This is a genomic window from Rhizobium sp. WW_1 (assembly GCF_003610155.1).
Taxonomy (GTDB): Bacteria; Pseudomonadota; Alphaproteobacteria; order Rhizobiales; family Rhizobiaceae; genus Rhizobium; species Rhizobium tropici_A.
Window position 1 is genome coordinate 1,154,737 of sequence record NZ_RAIN01000001.1, and the last position, 15,222, is coordinate 1,169,958.

Annotated in this window: 15 protein-coding genes; 8 read left to right on the forward strand and 7 right to left on the reverse strand. The window is 61.0% G+C overall.

All coding sequences use genetic code 11. The features are described from left to right. Positions 1-27: 27 nt before the first annotated feature. Entirely contained in the window at positions 28-669 is a 642-nt protein-coding gene (gene grpE / locus BJ928_RS05510) for a nucleotide exchange factor GrpE (RefSeq protein WP_047628357.1), read from the reverse strand. Between the two features lie 216 nt (positions 670-885). Here grpE and BJ928_RS05515 point away from each other — a divergent pair, with 216 nt between their 5' ends. Further along, complete coding sequence (locus BJ928_RS05515) at positions 886-1,320, forward strand: GFA family protein (RefSeq protein WP_047628358.1); 435 nt, start codon at positions 886-888, stop codon at positions 1,318-1,320. A gap of 9 nt (positions 1,321-1,329) precedes the next feature. Here BJ928_RS05515 and hrcA read toward each other — a convergent pair whose 3' ends face one another. Further along, positions 1,330-2,418 carry a heat-inducible transcriptional repressor HrcA gene (gene hrcA, locus BJ928_RS05520; protein ID WP_047628359.1) on the reverse strand — a complete coding sequence of 363 codons (1,089 nt, stop codon included), beginning with the start codon at positions 2,416-2,418 and terminating at the stop codon, positions 1,330-1,332. Between the two features lie 172 nt (positions 2,419-2,590). On the opposite strand from hrcA, the gene rph reads away from it, so the two are divergent. From rph to hemW, 4 genes are read left to right on the forward strand one after another with little or no spacing between them, the layout of a single operon-like run. Continuing rightward, the gene (rph, locus tag BJ928_RS05525; RefSeq protein ID WP_047628361.1) at positions 2,591-3,307 is read left to right on the forward strand and encodes a ribonuclease PH; all 717 of its coding nucleotides are present in this window, start codon (positions 2,591-2,593) and stop codon (positions 3,305-3,307) included. An 11-nt stretch (positions 3,308-3,318) separates the two neighbouring features. Further along, positions 3,319-3,735, forward strand: coding sequence for a VOC family protein (locus BJ928_RS05530; protein ID WP_047628363.1), 417 nt, complete (start codon positions 3,319-3,321; stop codon positions 3,733-3,735). Positions 3,736-3,746: 11 nt separating this feature from the next. Further along, entirely contained in the window at positions 3,747-4,391 is a 645-nt protein-coding gene (gene rdgB / locus BJ928_RS05535) for an RdgB/HAM1 family non-canonical purine NTP pyrophosphatase (protein WP_047628365.1), read from the forward strand. A gap of 36 nt (positions 4,392-4,427) precedes the next feature. Next, a complete protein-coding gene (hemW, locus tag BJ928_RS05540) occupies positions 4,428-5,603 on the forward strand; it encodes a radical SAM family heme chaperone HemW (protein ID WP_047628366.1) in 1,176 nt (391 codons plus the stop codon). Between the two features lie 103 nt (positions 5,604-5,706). Here the strand turns inward: hemW and BJ928_RS05545 are convergent, their stop codons facing one another. Continuing rightward, positions 5,707-6,630 carry a DMT family transporter gene (locus BJ928_RS05545; RefSeq protein ID WP_047628367.1) on the reverse strand — a complete coding sequence of 308 codons (924 nt, stop codon included), beginning with the start codon at positions 6,628-6,630 and terminating at the stop codon, positions 5,707-5,709. Between the two features lie 155 nt (positions 6,631-6,785). Between BJ928_RS05545 and gcvA the strand changes: the two genes are divergently transcribed. Next, on the forward strand, positions 6,786-7,682 hold the full coding sequence (gene gcvA / locus BJ928_RS05550; protein ID WP_183079364.1) for a transcriptional regulator GcvA: 897 nt from the start codon (positions 6,786-6,788) through the stop codon (positions 7,680-7,682). Positions 7,683-7,776: 94 nt separating this feature from the next. On the opposite strand, the gene dnaA is transcribed toward gcvA, so the two are convergent. From dnaA to mutM, 4 genes are all read right to left on the reverse strand, one after another. Further along, positions 7,777-9,327 (reverse strand): chromosomal replication initiator protein DnaA, encoded by a 1,551-nt coding sequence (dnaA, locus tag BJ928_RS05555; RefSeq protein WP_047628369.1) that lies wholly within the window; start codon positions 9,325-9,327, stop codon positions 7,777-7,779. A gap of 872 nt (positions 9,328-10,199) precedes the next feature. Next, entirely contained in the window at positions 10,200-10,475 is a 276-nt protein-coding gene (rpsT, locus tag BJ928_RS05560) for a 30S ribosomal protein S20 (RefSeq protein WP_004108374.1), read from the reverse strand. A 193-nt stretch (positions 10,476-10,668) separates the two neighbouring features. Beyond that, a complete protein-coding gene (locus BJ928_RS05565; RefSeq protein WP_047628372.1) occupies positions 10,669-11,442 on the reverse strand; it encodes an enoyl-CoA hydratase in 774 nt (257 codons plus the stop codon). Between the two features lie 19 nt (positions 11,443-11,461). Continuing rightward, on the reverse strand, positions 11,462-12,352 hold the full coding sequence (gene mutM, locus BJ928_RS05570; RefSeq protein ID WP_047628374.1) for a bifunctional DNA-formamidopyrimidine glycosylase/DNA-(apurinic or apyrimidinic site) lyase: 891 nt from the start codon (positions 12,350-12,352) through the stop codon (positions 11,462-11,464). 245 nt (positions 12,353-12,597) lie between these two features. Here mutM and ubiE point away from each other — a divergent pair, with 245 nt between their 5' ends. Next, on the forward strand, positions 12,598-13,374 hold the full coding sequence (ubiE, locus tag BJ928_RS05575) for a bifunctional demethylmenaquinone methyltransferase/2-methoxy-6-polyprenyl-1,4-benzoquinol methylase UbiE (protein ID WP_047628376.1): 777 nt from the start codon (positions 12,598-12,600) through the stop codon (positions 13,372-13,374). A 125-nt stretch (positions 13,375-13,499) separates the two neighbouring features. Next, complete coding sequence (gene ubiB, locus BJ928_RS05580) at positions 13,500-15,074, forward strand: 2-polyprenylphenol 6-hydroxylase (RefSeq protein ID WP_047628378.1); 1,575 nt, start codon at positions 13,500-13,502, stop codon at positions 15,072-15,074. The last annotated feature ends 148 nt before the right edge of the window (positions 15,075-15,222 follow it).

A 15,222-nucleotide genomic window follows, 5' to 3' on the forward strand; every position in this document is an offset into this window, starting at 1 on the left:
TCCTGGCATTGCCCAAGCCAAAAAGGATCATGCGTCCTTTTCGTCCAGCGGGCTGTTGGCGCCCTGCTCGGCAGTTTCGACGATCTTCGGACCACCTTTGGCAACGCCGACCATGGCCGGACGCAGAACGCGGTCGCCGATAGCGAAACCAGCCTGCACGACCTGGACGACCGTGTTGTTCGGCACCTCGGAATTGGGCACTTCGAACATGGCCTGGTGGAAATTGGGATCGAACTTCTGTCCGACGGGGTCGAGCTGGCGCACACCATGACGCTCGAGAGCGGAGAGCATGGATCGCTCTGTCATCTCGACGCCTTCGATCAGCGTGTTCAGGCCGGCATCGGCGCCGGCGCGAGCCTCGGCCGGAATGGCGTCCAGCGTGCGGCGCAGGTTATCTGCCACAGAGAGCATGTCGCGGGCAAAGCTTGCCACGGAATAGGACTTTGCATCCTTCACGTCGCGCTCGGTGCGGCGACGGAGGTTGTCCATCTCGGCAGCGAGGCGCAGGTAGCGATCACGCAGTTCGCCGTTTTCGGCCTTCAGCAGCTCAACCGGATCTGGCTGAGACGGTTCTGCCGCAGCAACGGTTTCCGCTGCGTCCTGCGCGAAATCCGCTGATGTGTCGGCCGCCGTGGCGTCAGGTCCGGTCTTTGTTGTTTCGTCGGTCATGACGGTCTCCGAATTGCTTGGTCTTTGGATGTGCCCGATATCGAGGTTTGGCCGGAAAAAATCAAGGCTTTGTCGAGAAGAACGGCCAATTCCCGGCATTGCGGCGGCGCCGGGACGCCGCTGGCATCGAAGATGCGGATCTGGGTACCCCGCTGGTCAGCTCCCCTCCCCGGTGATATGGTCCAGTGCATCTCAGCACAGCGTGAGGTGACATCAATGTCTAATGGCAAATCCCTTTCAGGCAAGTGTTTCTGTGGCGCAGTGGAAATTGCAGTCGACGGCGAGCCAATGGCGATGGGTTACTGTCATTGCGACTCCTGCCGCGAATGGTCGGCGGGGCCGGTCAATGCCTTCTCGCTCTGGCCACCGGAAGCGGTTCACGTCACCAGGGGCGCGGATAAGATCGGCAGCTACCAGAAGACCGAAAAGAGCGTACGCAAGTGGTGTACGGTCTGCGGCGGGCATCTGCTGACCGAGCATCCGCCGTGGGGCGTCACCGACGTCTACGCCGCCGTCCTTCCCGACCTCGAATTTCAGCCGGCAGTGCACGTCAATTACGAGACCACCGTGCTGCACCTGAGAGACGGGTTGCCGAAGCAGAAGGATTTTCCGGCCGAGATGGGCGGATCGGGGATGCTGCTCCCCGATTGACCGCAGCCGTCACATCCCCGGCCGGGTCAGCCGCGAAATCAGCTGGGCCGTATAATCGACCATGGGCACGATACGGGCATAGTTCAGTCGCGTCGGGCCGATGACGCCGACCGCGCCGACGATACGATCATCCTCGTCGCGATAAGGTGCCACGATCAGCGAGGAACCGGAGAGCGAGAAAAGCTTGTTTTCCGAGCCGATGAAGATGCGCACGCCCGGCCCGCTTTCGGCGAGATTGAGGATCTCGATCAGGCTGTCCTTCTTTTCCAGATCGTCGAAGAGCAGGCGCAGGCGGTCCAGATCCTCGGCGCCGCCGATCTCGGCCAGGAGATTGGAATGCCCGCGCACGATGAGCTGCGTCGGCTTGCCATCGTCCTCGCCGCCTGACCAGACGGCAATGCCGCGCTCGACCAGTTGATGGGAGAGGCTATCCAGCTCCTGGCGTACGCTCTCCTTCAGGCTTTGCAACTGCCGCCGCAATTCCGGCATCGTCTGGCCGGTCATATGGGCATTGAGAAAATTGGCAGCCTCCATCAGCTGCGACGACGTGGTGCCGGCCGGCAGTTCGATGATGCGGTTTTCGACCTGATCGTGATCGCCGACAAGCACCGCAAGCGCCTTGGTCGGCTCCAGTCGGATGAACTCCACATGCTTGAGCACCGGATCGCTCTTCGAGGTGATGACCAGGCCTGCGCCGCGCGAAACGCCCGACAGCACCCGGCTTGCCTCCGACATCATCGATTCCATCGGCTGGTCGCGATTGCTGCCGCGCACCTGCCGGTCGATATTGGCGCGATCCTCCGCTGAGAGGTCGCCGACCTGCATGAAGGCATCGACGAAGAAACGCAGGCCCACCTGGGTCGGCAACCTTCCGGCGCTGACGTGCGGTGAATAAATGAGGCCGAGTTCTTCCAGATCGCTCATGACATTGCGCACGGAAGCCGGCGACAGCGACATGGGCAACAGACGCGAAAGATTGCGCGAACCCAGCGGCTCGCCATTTTCCAGATAGCCTTCGACAATGCGACGGAAGACTTCCTTGGAGCGTTCGTCCAGTGCAGCAATGACATCCGAGACCGACGATGTCGTGAATACCATTTCGCTGTCAGATCCATTCCGTTGAGCCTTGGGCAAAATATAATCATTCGGTTAGCAATGGCAAAAGGGAAAAATGCCGCCAGCGCCGCAGACAGGCTCTGCAGCCTGCTTTTCCTTTGCAAAAGCGGCGTGTGGGTCGTAGAAGCGGTCAACGAACATTCAGGAGAGTGGAATGCGGCCTTCAGGCAGAAAAACCGACCAGATGCGCAAGGTGTCGTTCGAGCGCAATTTTTCCAAGCATGCGGAAGGCTCCTGCCTGGTGAAATTCGGCGATACGCATGTGCTCTGCACGGCAAGCCTGGAAGACAAGACGCCGCCATGGCTGCGCAACAGCGGCAAGGGCTGGGTCACGGCCGAATACGGCATGCTGCCGCGCGCGACCGGCGAGCGCATGAAGCGCGAAGCCGCTGCCGGCAAGCAGGGCGGTCGCACGCAGGAGATCCAGCGGCTGATCGGCCGGTCGCTGCGCGCCGTCGTCGACCTCAAGGAATTGGGCGAGCGCCAGATCACCGTCGACTGCGACGTCATCCAGGCCGATGGCGGCACGCGCACGGCCTCGATCACCGGCGGCTGGATCGCGCTTTACGACTGCCTGAAGTGGATGGAAAGCCGCAACATGGTGAAGGTCGAGCGCGTGCTGAAAGACCATATCGCCGCGATCTCCTGCGGCATCTTCGCCGACCAGCCCGTCATCGATCTCGACTATCTTGAGGATTCCTCGGCCGAAACCGACGCCAATTTCGTCATGACGGGCAAGGGCGGCATCGTCGAGATCCAGGGAACGGCTGAAGGCGCGCCCTTCAGCGAAGAGGAATTCGCCACGCTGATGCATCTTGCCAAGAACGGCATCGCCGAACTGGTGGATCTGCAGAAGCAGGCCATCGCCTGAGGATATCTTGAATGGCTGACCCGGCCCTCGCAGGCGTCCTTGAAACCGCACTCTATGCGGACGATCTCGATGCGGCCGAGGCCTTTTACGGAAGCGTTCTCGGCCTGCAGAAGATCTCGCGCGGCGGCAACCGCCATGTCTTTTATCGCTGCGGGCCGGGCGTGCTCTTGATCTTCAACGACGAGGAGACGATCAAGCCGCATGAGCCCGGTGCCCTGCCCGTGCCGCCACATGGCACGAAGGGACAGGGTCATGTCTGCTTCCGCCTCGACAACGACGATATCGAAGCGATGGCCGAGAGGCTGAAGGCTGCCGGGGTCGACATCGAAGCCGATTTTCACTGGCCGAATGGCGGCCGATCGATCTATTTCCGCGATCCGGCCGGCAACAGCCTGGAATGCGCCGAGCCCCGTATCTGGGGCCTTTGACGGGACAAGACATGCGCAAGCTCGATACCAAGACCATCGTCGTCGCCAGCCACAACGCCGGCAAGATCCAGGAAATCCGCGATCTGATCGGCCCGCTCGGTTTCACCGCCAAGTCCGCCGCAGATCTCAACTTCATCGAACCGGACGAGACGGGCACGACCTTCGAGGAAAATGCCACGATCAAGGCGCTTGCCTCCGCCAATGCTTCCGGTCTGCCGGCTCTTTCGGACGATTCCGGCCTGGTGATCGATGCGCTCGGCGGTGATCCCGGTGTCTATACCGCCAATTGGGCCGAAACGGCCGACGGCACTCGTGACTTCGTCATGGCGATGCAGAAGGTCGAGACCGCGCTAGAGAAGGCAGGCGCCACGATGCCGGAAAGCCGCACGGCGCGCTTCGTCAGTGTGCTCTGCCTTGCCTGGCCAGACGGGCATACCGAGCTTTTCCGCGGCGAAGTCGAAGGTACCGTCGTCTGGCCGCCGCGCGGCAGCCAGGGCTTCGGCTATGATCCGGTCTTCCAGCCGCGGGGATACGAGACCACATTCGGCGAAATGAGCGCCGAACAGAAGCATGGCTGGAAACCGGGTGATGAGCAGGCGCTCTCGCATCGCGCCCGCGCCTTCAAGATTTTTGTCGAAACCTGCCTGGAGGCGTAAGCTAACCCCGTGGAAGTCGTAGATACCGAGGACCTGATGCGCGGTGCGCAATTGCTGCCCGATACCGGCGAACCCGGTTTCGGCGTCTATGTGCATTGGCCCTTCTGCGCGGCGAAGTGTCCCTACTGCGATTTCAACAGCCATGTCCGCCATCAACCGGTCGATCAGGAGCGCTTTGCTGCCGCCTTCCTGAAGGAAATGGCGACGATGCGGATGCTCAGCGGGCCGAAGACAGTCACCAGCGTCTTCCTCGGCGGCGGCACGCCTTCGCTGATGCAGCCGGAAACGGTCGGCGCAATCCTCGACGGCATTGCCAAGACCTGGCACATGCCTGACGGCATCGAGATCACCATGGAAGCCAACCCCTCGAGCGTCGAGGCGGAGCGCTTTCGCGGCTATCGCGCCGCCGGCGTCAACCGCGTCTCGATGGGCGTGCAGGCGCTGAACGACCGCGACCTGAGATTCCTCGGACGCCTGCACAATGTCGAGGATGCGCTGAAGGCGATCAGGCTTGCGCGCGAGATCTTCCCACGCATGTCCTTTGATCTCATCTACGCCCGCCCGAACCAGACGGTCGAGGAATGGGAACGCGAGCTGAAGGAAGCCATCTCCTATGCGGTCGACCATCTCTCTCTCTATCAATTGACGATCGAGGAAGGCACGCCCTTCTACGGCCTCCACAAGGCTGGAAAGCTGATCGTGCCCGATGGCGACCAGTCCGCGCTGCTCTATGAAGCGACGCAGGAGATTACTGAGCGCGAGGGCATGCCCGCCTACGAGGTTTCCAACCATGCCCGGCCCGGTGCCGAAAGCCGGCACAACCTTACCTATTGGCGCTATGGCGATTATGCCGGCATCGGCCCCGGCGCGCATGGCCGGTTGACCCACGGACCACAGAAGCTTGCGACGGCGACCGAGCGCAAGCCGGAAAGCTGGCTCGAGATCGTCGAGCGCGATGGCCACGGCATGGTCGACCAGGAAATGCTCGGGTTCGATGAGCAGGCCGACGAATTGCTGCTGATGGGATTGCGGCTGCGCGAAGGCGTCGATCTCGCCCGCTGGCAGCAGCTTTCCGGCCGCGATCCCGATCCGCAGCGCGAGGCGTTTTTACTGGAACACGGTTTCATAGAGCGGATCGGCAATTCCCGCCTGCGCTGCACGCCGGCGGGAATGCTGGTTCTCGATTCCGTCGTCGCCGATCTCGCTTGCTGACCACCTCCCCTCGAAGGGGAGGTCGCCGCGAGGCGGCGCGTGGGGGTGATCCCCTTGGGTAAGATGATGTCTCGGTTTCTGCCGAAAGCACCCCGCCCCGGCACTACGTGCCGACCCTCCTCCTTGAAGGGAGGGTGAACAAGCGTCCGTCGATCGCAGCCAGACCGACCGCGATGAGCGCCATTCCAATGAAATGCTTCGCCTGCAGGCTCTCACCCAGAACGAGCGCGCCGAGCAGAATAGCGCTGACGGGGATCAGGAAGGTCACCAGCATCAGATTGGTGGCCCCGGCCGTCGCAAGGATGCGGAAGAACAATATGTAAGCAACCGCGGTCGACAGGAGCGCCAGGCCGGCCAGCGCCAGCCAGGTCTCGGTCGATGGCATCGCCAGCGTCCAAGGGCGATCAACGAAGAGCGCAATCGGCAGCAACAGTATAGCCGAGCCCGTGACCTGACCGGCGGCGGGAATGATCGGCGCCAGCCCCATGCGGCGGAAACGGCGGCCGAATATGCCGGCTAGAGAATAGCTGAAGGCCGCGCCCAGCACAGCCAATTGCGCCAGCACGTTGGAACCGAGGCTTGCCAGCACCGACGGGCCGATCATAAGGGCCACGCCGGCAAAGCCGACGATGACGCCGATCAGGCGGTTGCCGGTCATCTTCTCGTCCTCGGTGAGGAAATGGGCGACGACGACGGCAAAGAGCGGCGTGGTGGCATTGAGGATCGAAGCGAGGCCGCTCGCAATATGCGTCTGCCCCCAGACGATCAGCAGAAACGGAATGACGTTGTTGAGGAAACCCATGCCAAAGAAGGCTAGCCAGGTCTGACGATCTCTCGGCATGGAATGCCCGGTGGCACGCACGATGACATGCAGCGCAATGGCGGCAAGCGCGACACGCGCCGTGACGATGGTAAAGGGCGGGAGTTCGCGCACCAGAATGCCGTTGAACAGGAAAGAGCCGCCCCACAAGATGGATAGTCCCACCAGCATGCTCCATTCGACCGCACCCATGGATTTCTGCGACATCTGATTATCTCCAGCATCGATTGATTGAGTTTTACTTATCGATTGACGATCTCTACGTGATTGCCAATCATCAGAATTACTGGAATAATCACGCCATATCGCGGCTCTGACAAACGAGTCTTTCTCGGATTATGATTTAGCTGAGCTCAATCATCATGGATCAACTGCCATCTCTTTCGGCGCTGCGCGCCTTCGAAGCCTCTGCCCGGCATCTCAGCATGACGCTGGCTGCCAACGAGTTGCATGTGACGCCGGGCGCCATCAGTCTGCAGATCCGCGATCTCGAAAGCGCGCTCGGTGTGCGGCTTTTCGAGCGGCGAGCCCGCAGCCTCGCATTGACGAATGACGGCGCCGAATATTTCGCGACGATGCGTACGGCATTCCGCCTCATTCGCGAGGCGACGGCAGCCCTGGCGATGCGCTCGAAGGACACGGTGCTGACCCTCACCTGCACGGCCGGCTTTGCCACGCATTGGCTGGTGCCGCGCCTGCGGCGTTTCGAGCAGACGCATCCGGATATTGATCTGCGGATCAGTGCGTCGCACCGGATGATGGATTTTCAGCGCGATGGCATAGATATCGCCATCCGCCACGGCCTCGGCGGCTATCAGGGGTTGGCGAGCGAAAGGCTGCTTGACGACGAGTATGTGCCGATCTGCACGCCGGAGATGGCCGCGGCACTCGGCCCCTCTCCGGCGGTCGACGCGCTGGCGGACCTGACACTGATCCATGACGTCTATCGACGCGACTGGGAGCTCTGGCTGCAGGCCGCCGGCGCGACGCTAGTCGACGCCACCCATGGCCCGGTCTTCACCGACGGCATGGGCGCATATCACGCCATGAAGGCGGGGCTAGGAATCGCACTGATGCGCCGATCCTTCGTGGAGCAGGAGCTGGCCGGCGGCACGCTCGTCGCGCCCTTCCCGATCGGGCTTGCAAGCGCGTTTGCCTATCATCTCGTTTATCCGCAGGGTGCGCTGGAAAGGCCGGCGATTGCGGCCTTGCGTGCGTGGCTGTTTTCCGAGGTGTCACGCACAACGCCGCCGGCGTAACCCACCAGACACATCGGCGCCTTCCAGGGTCATAACAGAAACGGCCGGCGATAACGCCGGCCGCAAAACATCAAGCATATGCTAGTCGCAAGATTTACTCGTTGATGAGGCGCTTCAGCAGCTCGATTTCGTGCGACAGCTTGCTATCACCGGAGATCAGTTCCTCGATCTTGCGCACGGCGTGCAGAACCGTTGTGTGGTCGCGACCGCCGAAGCGACGGCCGATCTCCGGGAAGGAGCGCGGTGTCAGCGTCTTCGACAGATACATGGCGATCTGGCGCGGCTTGACGATGACGCGCGTGCGGCGGTTCGAGACCAGTTCCTGGCGCGAGACATTGTAGTGGCGAGCGACGATGCGCTGGATGTCCTCGATGCGGACGCGGCGCGGCTCGCCGGAACCGACGAGATGAGCCAGCAATTCGTCGACGCGCTCCACCGTCAGGTTCGGCTCGAAGGAGCGGCGGAAGATGAGCTGGTTGAAGGCTCCTTCCAGCTCACGACCGCTGGCGGTCACGTTGCGGGCGACGTGCGAGAGGATCTCGGCCGGGATTTCCAGCGACGGATCGTCCTGACGAGCAGCATCGAGACGGCGCTTGAGGATTTCGAGGCGCATTTCATAGTCCGGCGCCTCGACCTCGATCGCCACACCGCCCTGCAGGCGCGAACGCACGCGCGGGTCGAGCGATTCCAGTTCCCAGGGAGCGCGGTCGGCAGCAACGACGACCTGCTTGGCGCTGTCGAGCAGCATGTTCAGCAGGTGGCAGAATTCATGCTGGATCATCTTGCCCTGCAGGAACTGCATGTCGTCGATGATGAGCAGATCGATGTTACGCAGCGAGTCCTTCAGCGTCAGCGCGTCATTGTCGCGGATCGCGGTTGCGAAGCGCCACATGAAATATTCCGCCGTCAGATAGACGACGCGCAGGCCGCGCGGGTTCTGCACGGCTGCATTGGCGATCGCCTGCAGCAGATGCGTCTTGCCGAGGCCGACCGTCGCATGGACGAAGAGCGGGTTGAAGCGCACGGCGCCGGAACCGGCCTCCGCAATGGTCTTTGCGGCCGCAAGGCTGACACGGTTCGAGCCGCCTTCGACGAAGGTATCGAAGGTGAAGCGGGAATCGAGCGGAGAACCGAAGAGCGGAGAACCCGAGGTTGCGGGTCGCGCAGCTGCAGCGGCACTCACGGCCTGGGCAACGACCTGGCCCGCCGGTTGAGCGACCGGGCGGCGGATCGGCGCAACAGCTGCCTGATCCGGAACCACTGGATGCTCGTCGGCGCCTTGCTTCACGCCCTGCCGGGTCGCGGTGCGCACCAGAATTTCGACTTTGAGGATCTCAGCATCCTCAGCCTGAAACAGGCTGGTGATCAGATCGAGATAGCGATTATTGATCCAGGACTTCAGAAAAGTCGTCGGGACCGTGAGGCGAACGACGCTCTTCGATACCGAATGGAGCTTCAGCCGGGCAAACCAGCTGGCATAGACATCAGGTCCGACCTGAGCCTTCAAGCGCGCGCTGACGCGCTCGAACAAATTACTTTGCGCCACGTCGCCCTTTTCCCCCGCCGCTTCTAGGCAAACCGCACCGAACGCCTGCGCATTGTCCCCATTCTCCAACGCACCCGTCGTCCTCGTATGTATCTGCATGTAGTGCCGCCTTCCACAGTCTCTTATAGGGCGAGAGCATTTCGCTGCCGCCCTCGGTTCTTCGCCATGGCATAGCGATCGCGCTCGTTGTCCCAAGCTGCGCCGCATACCGGTTCATCAGCCTCGCCCGACCAGCGGGCTTTACAGAAACACTGTGGCGAAAACCGCTCTTTAACGCAGTCTTCGTCTCGGCGTCCGTAACCGGAGCGTCAATCGGCCCTCGTATTCCGACTGGCTGCCCCAACGGCTGTCAATTTTTCTCCCCTCCCCGCAGCCGCGCCAATAATATGGGCTGCAAAGGACAGACAAGCTTCCTCGTTCCGCAAGCGTCGCCGCTTCCGGTTTTTACTCGTCAACTGTTTGAAAAAACGGAACTGAACTGCTCCGTCACAAGGGACAAAACCACCCACGCCGCCATCAATGACGGTGTTTTGCCGAAGCTGTTTAAGGTGAGATCCGCGCCCCTTGTTGAAATCCATTTAGGCAGGATCGAGTGCAGATATCAACGATGAATTTTACACAAAATTAAGAGGCAGCCATTGACTCAGGAGGCCATTTTTGACTGTCACAAGCCCTTCAAAAAAGAATCGCTGTTGAATCAAAGAGATTCCTGCCGAGCGCGATTCCCACAGCTTTCAAAAGAAAAAAAATAAAAAATCCCTTGACTCAGTTGTGAGCCGGCAACGCGTCATGCAGATCACCCAGCGCTGGGATATCCTGCTGTAACCCTTTGTTTTCAAAGGTATATTTCTGTCACGTCAATGACATGATAGACCAGTCAATTTTGCCAATGCGGCATTTTTTTGGCTGAATCCAAAAAGCCCGGCGCAAGGGCCGGGCTTCAGACTAACGACTAAATCGTTAAGGAAAAATTACGCGGTCGGGGCCGAAAGGGCCTTCACACGCTTGGCAAGGCGCGAAACCTTGCGGGAAGCCGTGTTGGCGTGAAGCACGCCCTTGGTGGCTGCGCGAGCCAGTTCCGGCTGAGCAGCGACGAAGGCTGCCTTTGCGCGGTCTGCATCACCCGATGCAATGGCTTCTTCGACCTGGCGAACGAACGTGCGAACGCGCGAGCGACGAGCCTTGTTGACATCGGTGCGGCGGGCGATCTTGCGGGTCGCTTTTTTCGCCGAGGTAGTATTGGCCATGTATGCCTCTCTTAGAATTCGAACAAAACTCCATCGTTGCAGCGCGGGCCCTGCGGCCACTTCATCCAGCAATGCGGGAGCAATTGCGGAAAACCAGAGCGGCTTTCCAAACTGTGGCGGGCATATAACCGGAATGAGCCGCGCCGTCAACGCGGATTCTCGCCGAACCCGCGTAATTCCGGAATCTTGGCCCTCACCGGTTCTTGAAGGCCGGCTTGCGCTTCTCGACGAAGGCGGCCATGCCCTCCTTCTGATCCTCCGTGGCGAAGAGGCTGTGGAACAGGCGGCGCTCGAAGCGCAATCCCTCCTCGAGTGTGGTTTCCAAAGCGCGGTTGACCGCCTCCTTGGCCATCAGCACGGAAGGACGCGAGTAAGAAGCAATCTTCGCGGCTGCCGCCAGCGCCTCGTCCAGAAGCTTGTCTGCGGGCACGACGCGCGCCACAAGGCCCGAGCGCTCGGCTTCCGCCGCATCCATCATCCGGCCGGTCAATATCAGATCCATCGCCTTCGCCCTGCCGACCGCGCGCGTCAGGCGCTGCGAGCCGCCCATGCCGGGAATGACGCCGAGCGTGATTTCCGGCTGGCCGAACTTTGCCGTCTCCGATGCAATGATGAAATCACACATCATCGCCACTTCGCAGCCGCCGCCAAGCGCAAAGCCGCTGACCGCAGCGATGACAGGCTTGCGGGCATTGGCAATGTCAGCCCAGCCGCTAAAGAAATCGCTCTTGTAGGCGTCGACGAAATCAAGTGACTGCATTTCCTTGATATCGGCGCCAGCGGCGAAAGCCCTTTCCGAACCGGTCAGCACGATAGCGCCGATGGCATCGTCGAGATGAAGAGCGGCAAAAGCCTGCTTCATCTCGGTAAGGACAGTGGAATTCAGCGCGTTCAGCGCCTGCGGTCGATTGATGCGGACGAGGCCGACGGCCCCGTGTGTTTCGACGATGAGGGTCTCGTAAGCCACTTGTCTCTCTCCCTTTCAATCAGCTTTGGCAGTCTGCGCAATAGAAAGAAGAGCGCCCTGCCTGGACGATGCGACTGACCGTACCGCCGCAACCGGGCGTACCGCAAGGCTGCGCTTCTCGATCGTAGACGGAAAAGGAATGCTGGAAATAGCCGAGCGAGCCATCCGTCTGGATGTGATCGCGCAGCGACGAGCCGCCAGCCGCGATCGCATCGGCAATGACCTCGCGGATGGCATCGACCAATGTCCGCAGACCTTCGCCCGGCTTTCCGCCATCCGTCACCAGCGTGCCGGCGGCACGCAGCGGCGACAAATGGGAGCGCCACAGCGCTTCGCACACATAGATATTGCCGAGACCGGCGATGTTCTTCTGATCCAGCAGCGCGCTCTTCAGCGGCTGCGCCTTGCCGGCAAAACGCTTAGCCAGGTAATCAGCACTGAGTTCGTTGCCCGTCGGCTCCGGACCGAGATCGCGGAAGAAGGGATGGATCGCCATGTCGGCCCGCCCGACGATATCCATGAAGCCGAAGCGGCGCGGGTCATTATAGATGACGCGCGCATCGCTACCGCTGCGCGTCAGATGAAAGACGACATGATCGTGCTTCTCGTCCTTGGAGCGGGGATGATGGAAGGCTCCCGGCGTATCGGCCGCCGCACCCGCCTCCACCCGGAACGAACCGGACATGCCGAGATGCGAGATGATCGTCTTGCCATTCTCGAGATCGATGAGCAGGTATTTGGCGCGGCGCGACAGCGACGTGATGCCGCGGCCCGAAACATGCCGAGCGAAATCGGTGGGGAAAGGAAAGCGCAGATCGTTGCGGCGCAGCTCCAGCTCTCTCAGAACGGCGCCTTCCATAGAGGGCGCAAGCCCGCGTCTGACGGTTTCGACCTCTGGTAATTCCGGCATGGCTATCCATCTTTATGTTTCAACCGCTTATGATCTGAGCTATAGCGCAGGGCGTTGCGGCTGGTGATCTGGCTGATGAGATAGCGTGGCAAACGCGATTTCGCTATGGTCCGCTGCGGAATACGGCATAATTCCTTGGATCGGAATCGATCGAAGATTGAAATTATGTAGGATATTTAATGTGTTACAGCGACTTTGCGCATCACATATGACACGCGACGCTGTAGTGTAACGGAGTTGAGCCGATGGCAGACAGCCGCACTTCCGCCGATGGCGGCATGGAAACATCCTATGGCTTCCGCGAAGTGGCCGATGGCGAAAAGCAGGGCCTCGTCAACGAGGTGTTCCACAAGGTCGCCAAACGCTACGACGTGATGAACGATGTCATGTCCATGGGCATGCATCGCGCCTGGAAGGATGGAATGGTCGCAGCGCTCAACCCGCGCAAGGACCCCGCCTACAAAGTGCTCGATGTTGCAGGCGGCACGGGCGACATCGCCTTCCGCATCGTCGAGGCATCCAACCGGCTGGCGCACGCAACCGTGCTCGACATCAACGGCTCGATGCTCGGCGTTGGGGCTGAGCGTGCCGAGAAGAAGAAGCTCTCGGACAATCTCACCTTCGTCGAGGCGAATGCGGAAGAACTGCCATTCGAGCCGAACTCCTTCGACGCCTATACGATCGCCTTCGGCATCCGCAACGTGCCGCATATCGATGTCGCGCTGAAGGAAGCCTATCGCGTGCTGAAGCGCGGCGGCCGGCTGCTCGTGCTGGAATTTTCCGAAGTCGACTTGCCGCTGCTCGACCGTGTCTATGAATCATGGTCCTTCAACGCCATTCCGAAGTTCGGCAAGGCGATCACGGGCGATGCCGAGCCCTATCAGTATCTGGTGGAATCCATCCGCAAGTTCCCGAACCAGCAGGATTTCGCCGCGATGATCCGCGAGGCCGGCTTCTCGCGCGTGAGCTTCACCAACTACACCGGCGGCATCGCTGCGCTGCACTCCGGCTGGAAGCTCTGAAGCATGATGTCGAGCCATGTGATGCGGCTGACGGCCTCCGCTTTCAGAAACCTTCAGACTCTATCCTTTTGTTTTGACGCAACTCCTGACGAAAAGCCGCTGCGCAGTTTTCCTGGAATTGCTCTATGAGTGCTCTCAGCGCATATTTCGGCCTTGTCCGGGTCGGCTGGGTGCTTGTGCGCGAAGGCGTGGTGATCGCACTCCCTTCAGAGGGACTGCCGCCTTCCGTCGGTTTCGCGAAGTCCTTCGTCAGCATCTTCGCTCGTAGGAAGGCAAAGAGCCAGGCTCGCAGCGACCGGTTGGCCAAGGCGGTCGAGCGGCTCGGCCCGTCTTATGTGAAGATCGGCCAGTTCCTGGCGACGCGGCCCGACGTCGTCGGCGTGGACATGGCCAATGACCTGTCGCAGTTGCAGGACAGGATGGCCTTCTTTCCGCACGAGACGGCGACGGCAGCCATCGAAGCCTCCCTCGGGCGACGGATAGACGATCTCTATGCCAGCTTCGGCGAGCCGATTGCCGCCGCCTCGATAGCGCAGGTGCATCCGGCCGAAATCGAGACGGCCGAGGGCCGCAAGCGCGTTGCGGTCAAGGTCGTACGGCCCGGTGTACGTCAGCGGTTTTCCAACGATATCAAGGCGATGTACCTCGTCGCGGGGATGCAGGAACGCTTCATGCCTTCCAGCCGGCGCCTTCGGCCGGTGGAAGTAACGAAGACGCTCGAGCAGACTACGAAAGTCGAGATGGATCTCAGGCTGGAGGCGGCTGCGCTCTCCGAGATCGCCGAAAATACCGAAAAGGACCCGGGTTTCCGCGTTCCGAAGGTCGACTGGGAACGCACCGGCCGCGACGTCATCACCATGGAGTGGATCGACGGCGTCAAGATGTCCGATGTCGAGGGGCTGAAGGCAGCCGGGCACGACCTCAACGCGCTTGCCGACACGCTGATCCAGTCCTTCCTGCGTCACACGCTGCGCGACGGCTTCTTCCATGCCGACATGCATCCCGGCAATCTTTTCATCGATCCCGCCGGCATGATCGTCGCCGTCGACATGGGCATCGTCGGGCGCCTCGGAAAGAAGGAGCGCCGCTTCCTCGCCGAAATCCTCTATGGCTTCATCACGCGCGATTATCTTCGCGTCGCGGAAGTGCATTTCGAAGCGGGCTACGTCCCTTCCCATCATAATATGGAGAGTTTCGCCCAGGCGATCCGTGCCATCGGCGAGCCTATCCATGGCCAACCGGCCGAGACGATCTCGATGGGCAAGCTTCTGACGCTGCTCTTCGAAGTGACCGAGCTCTTCGACATGGAGACGCGGCCCGAACTCGTCATGCTGCAGAAGACCATGGTCGTGGTCGAGGGCGTGTCGCGCATGCTCAATCCGCGCTTCAACATGTGGAAGGCTTCGGAACCGGTCGTCGGCGACTGGATTCGTACCAATCTCGGCCCGAAGCGGATCATGGCCGACCTGAAGGACGGCTTGAAGGCGGCCGTGAAGCTTGCCGAAGCAGCGCCGGAAATTGCCGCCAAGACCGAGAAATTCCATCACGAATTGCTGCACATGAGCGAAAACGGCCTGCGTTTCGATCCGCAGACCGCAGAGGCGATCGGCAAGTCGGAAGCCAAGCACAGCCGCTCCGGCCGCTTCGCTTTGTGGGTGATCGCCCTGACGCTTATCTATATCGCCTGGCATCTGGGCTAGCCCGCAAGATCGCCTGGCATCTGGGCTAGCCCGCAAGGCTCCTCCCCGCGGTCATCTTCCCGAGCCCTTATATCCGAGCAAACACAGAGTTGCGCGGCGCTCGGATTCGCCTCAAAATTCAGCCGTATCCCGCCTATGGAGGTGTTCG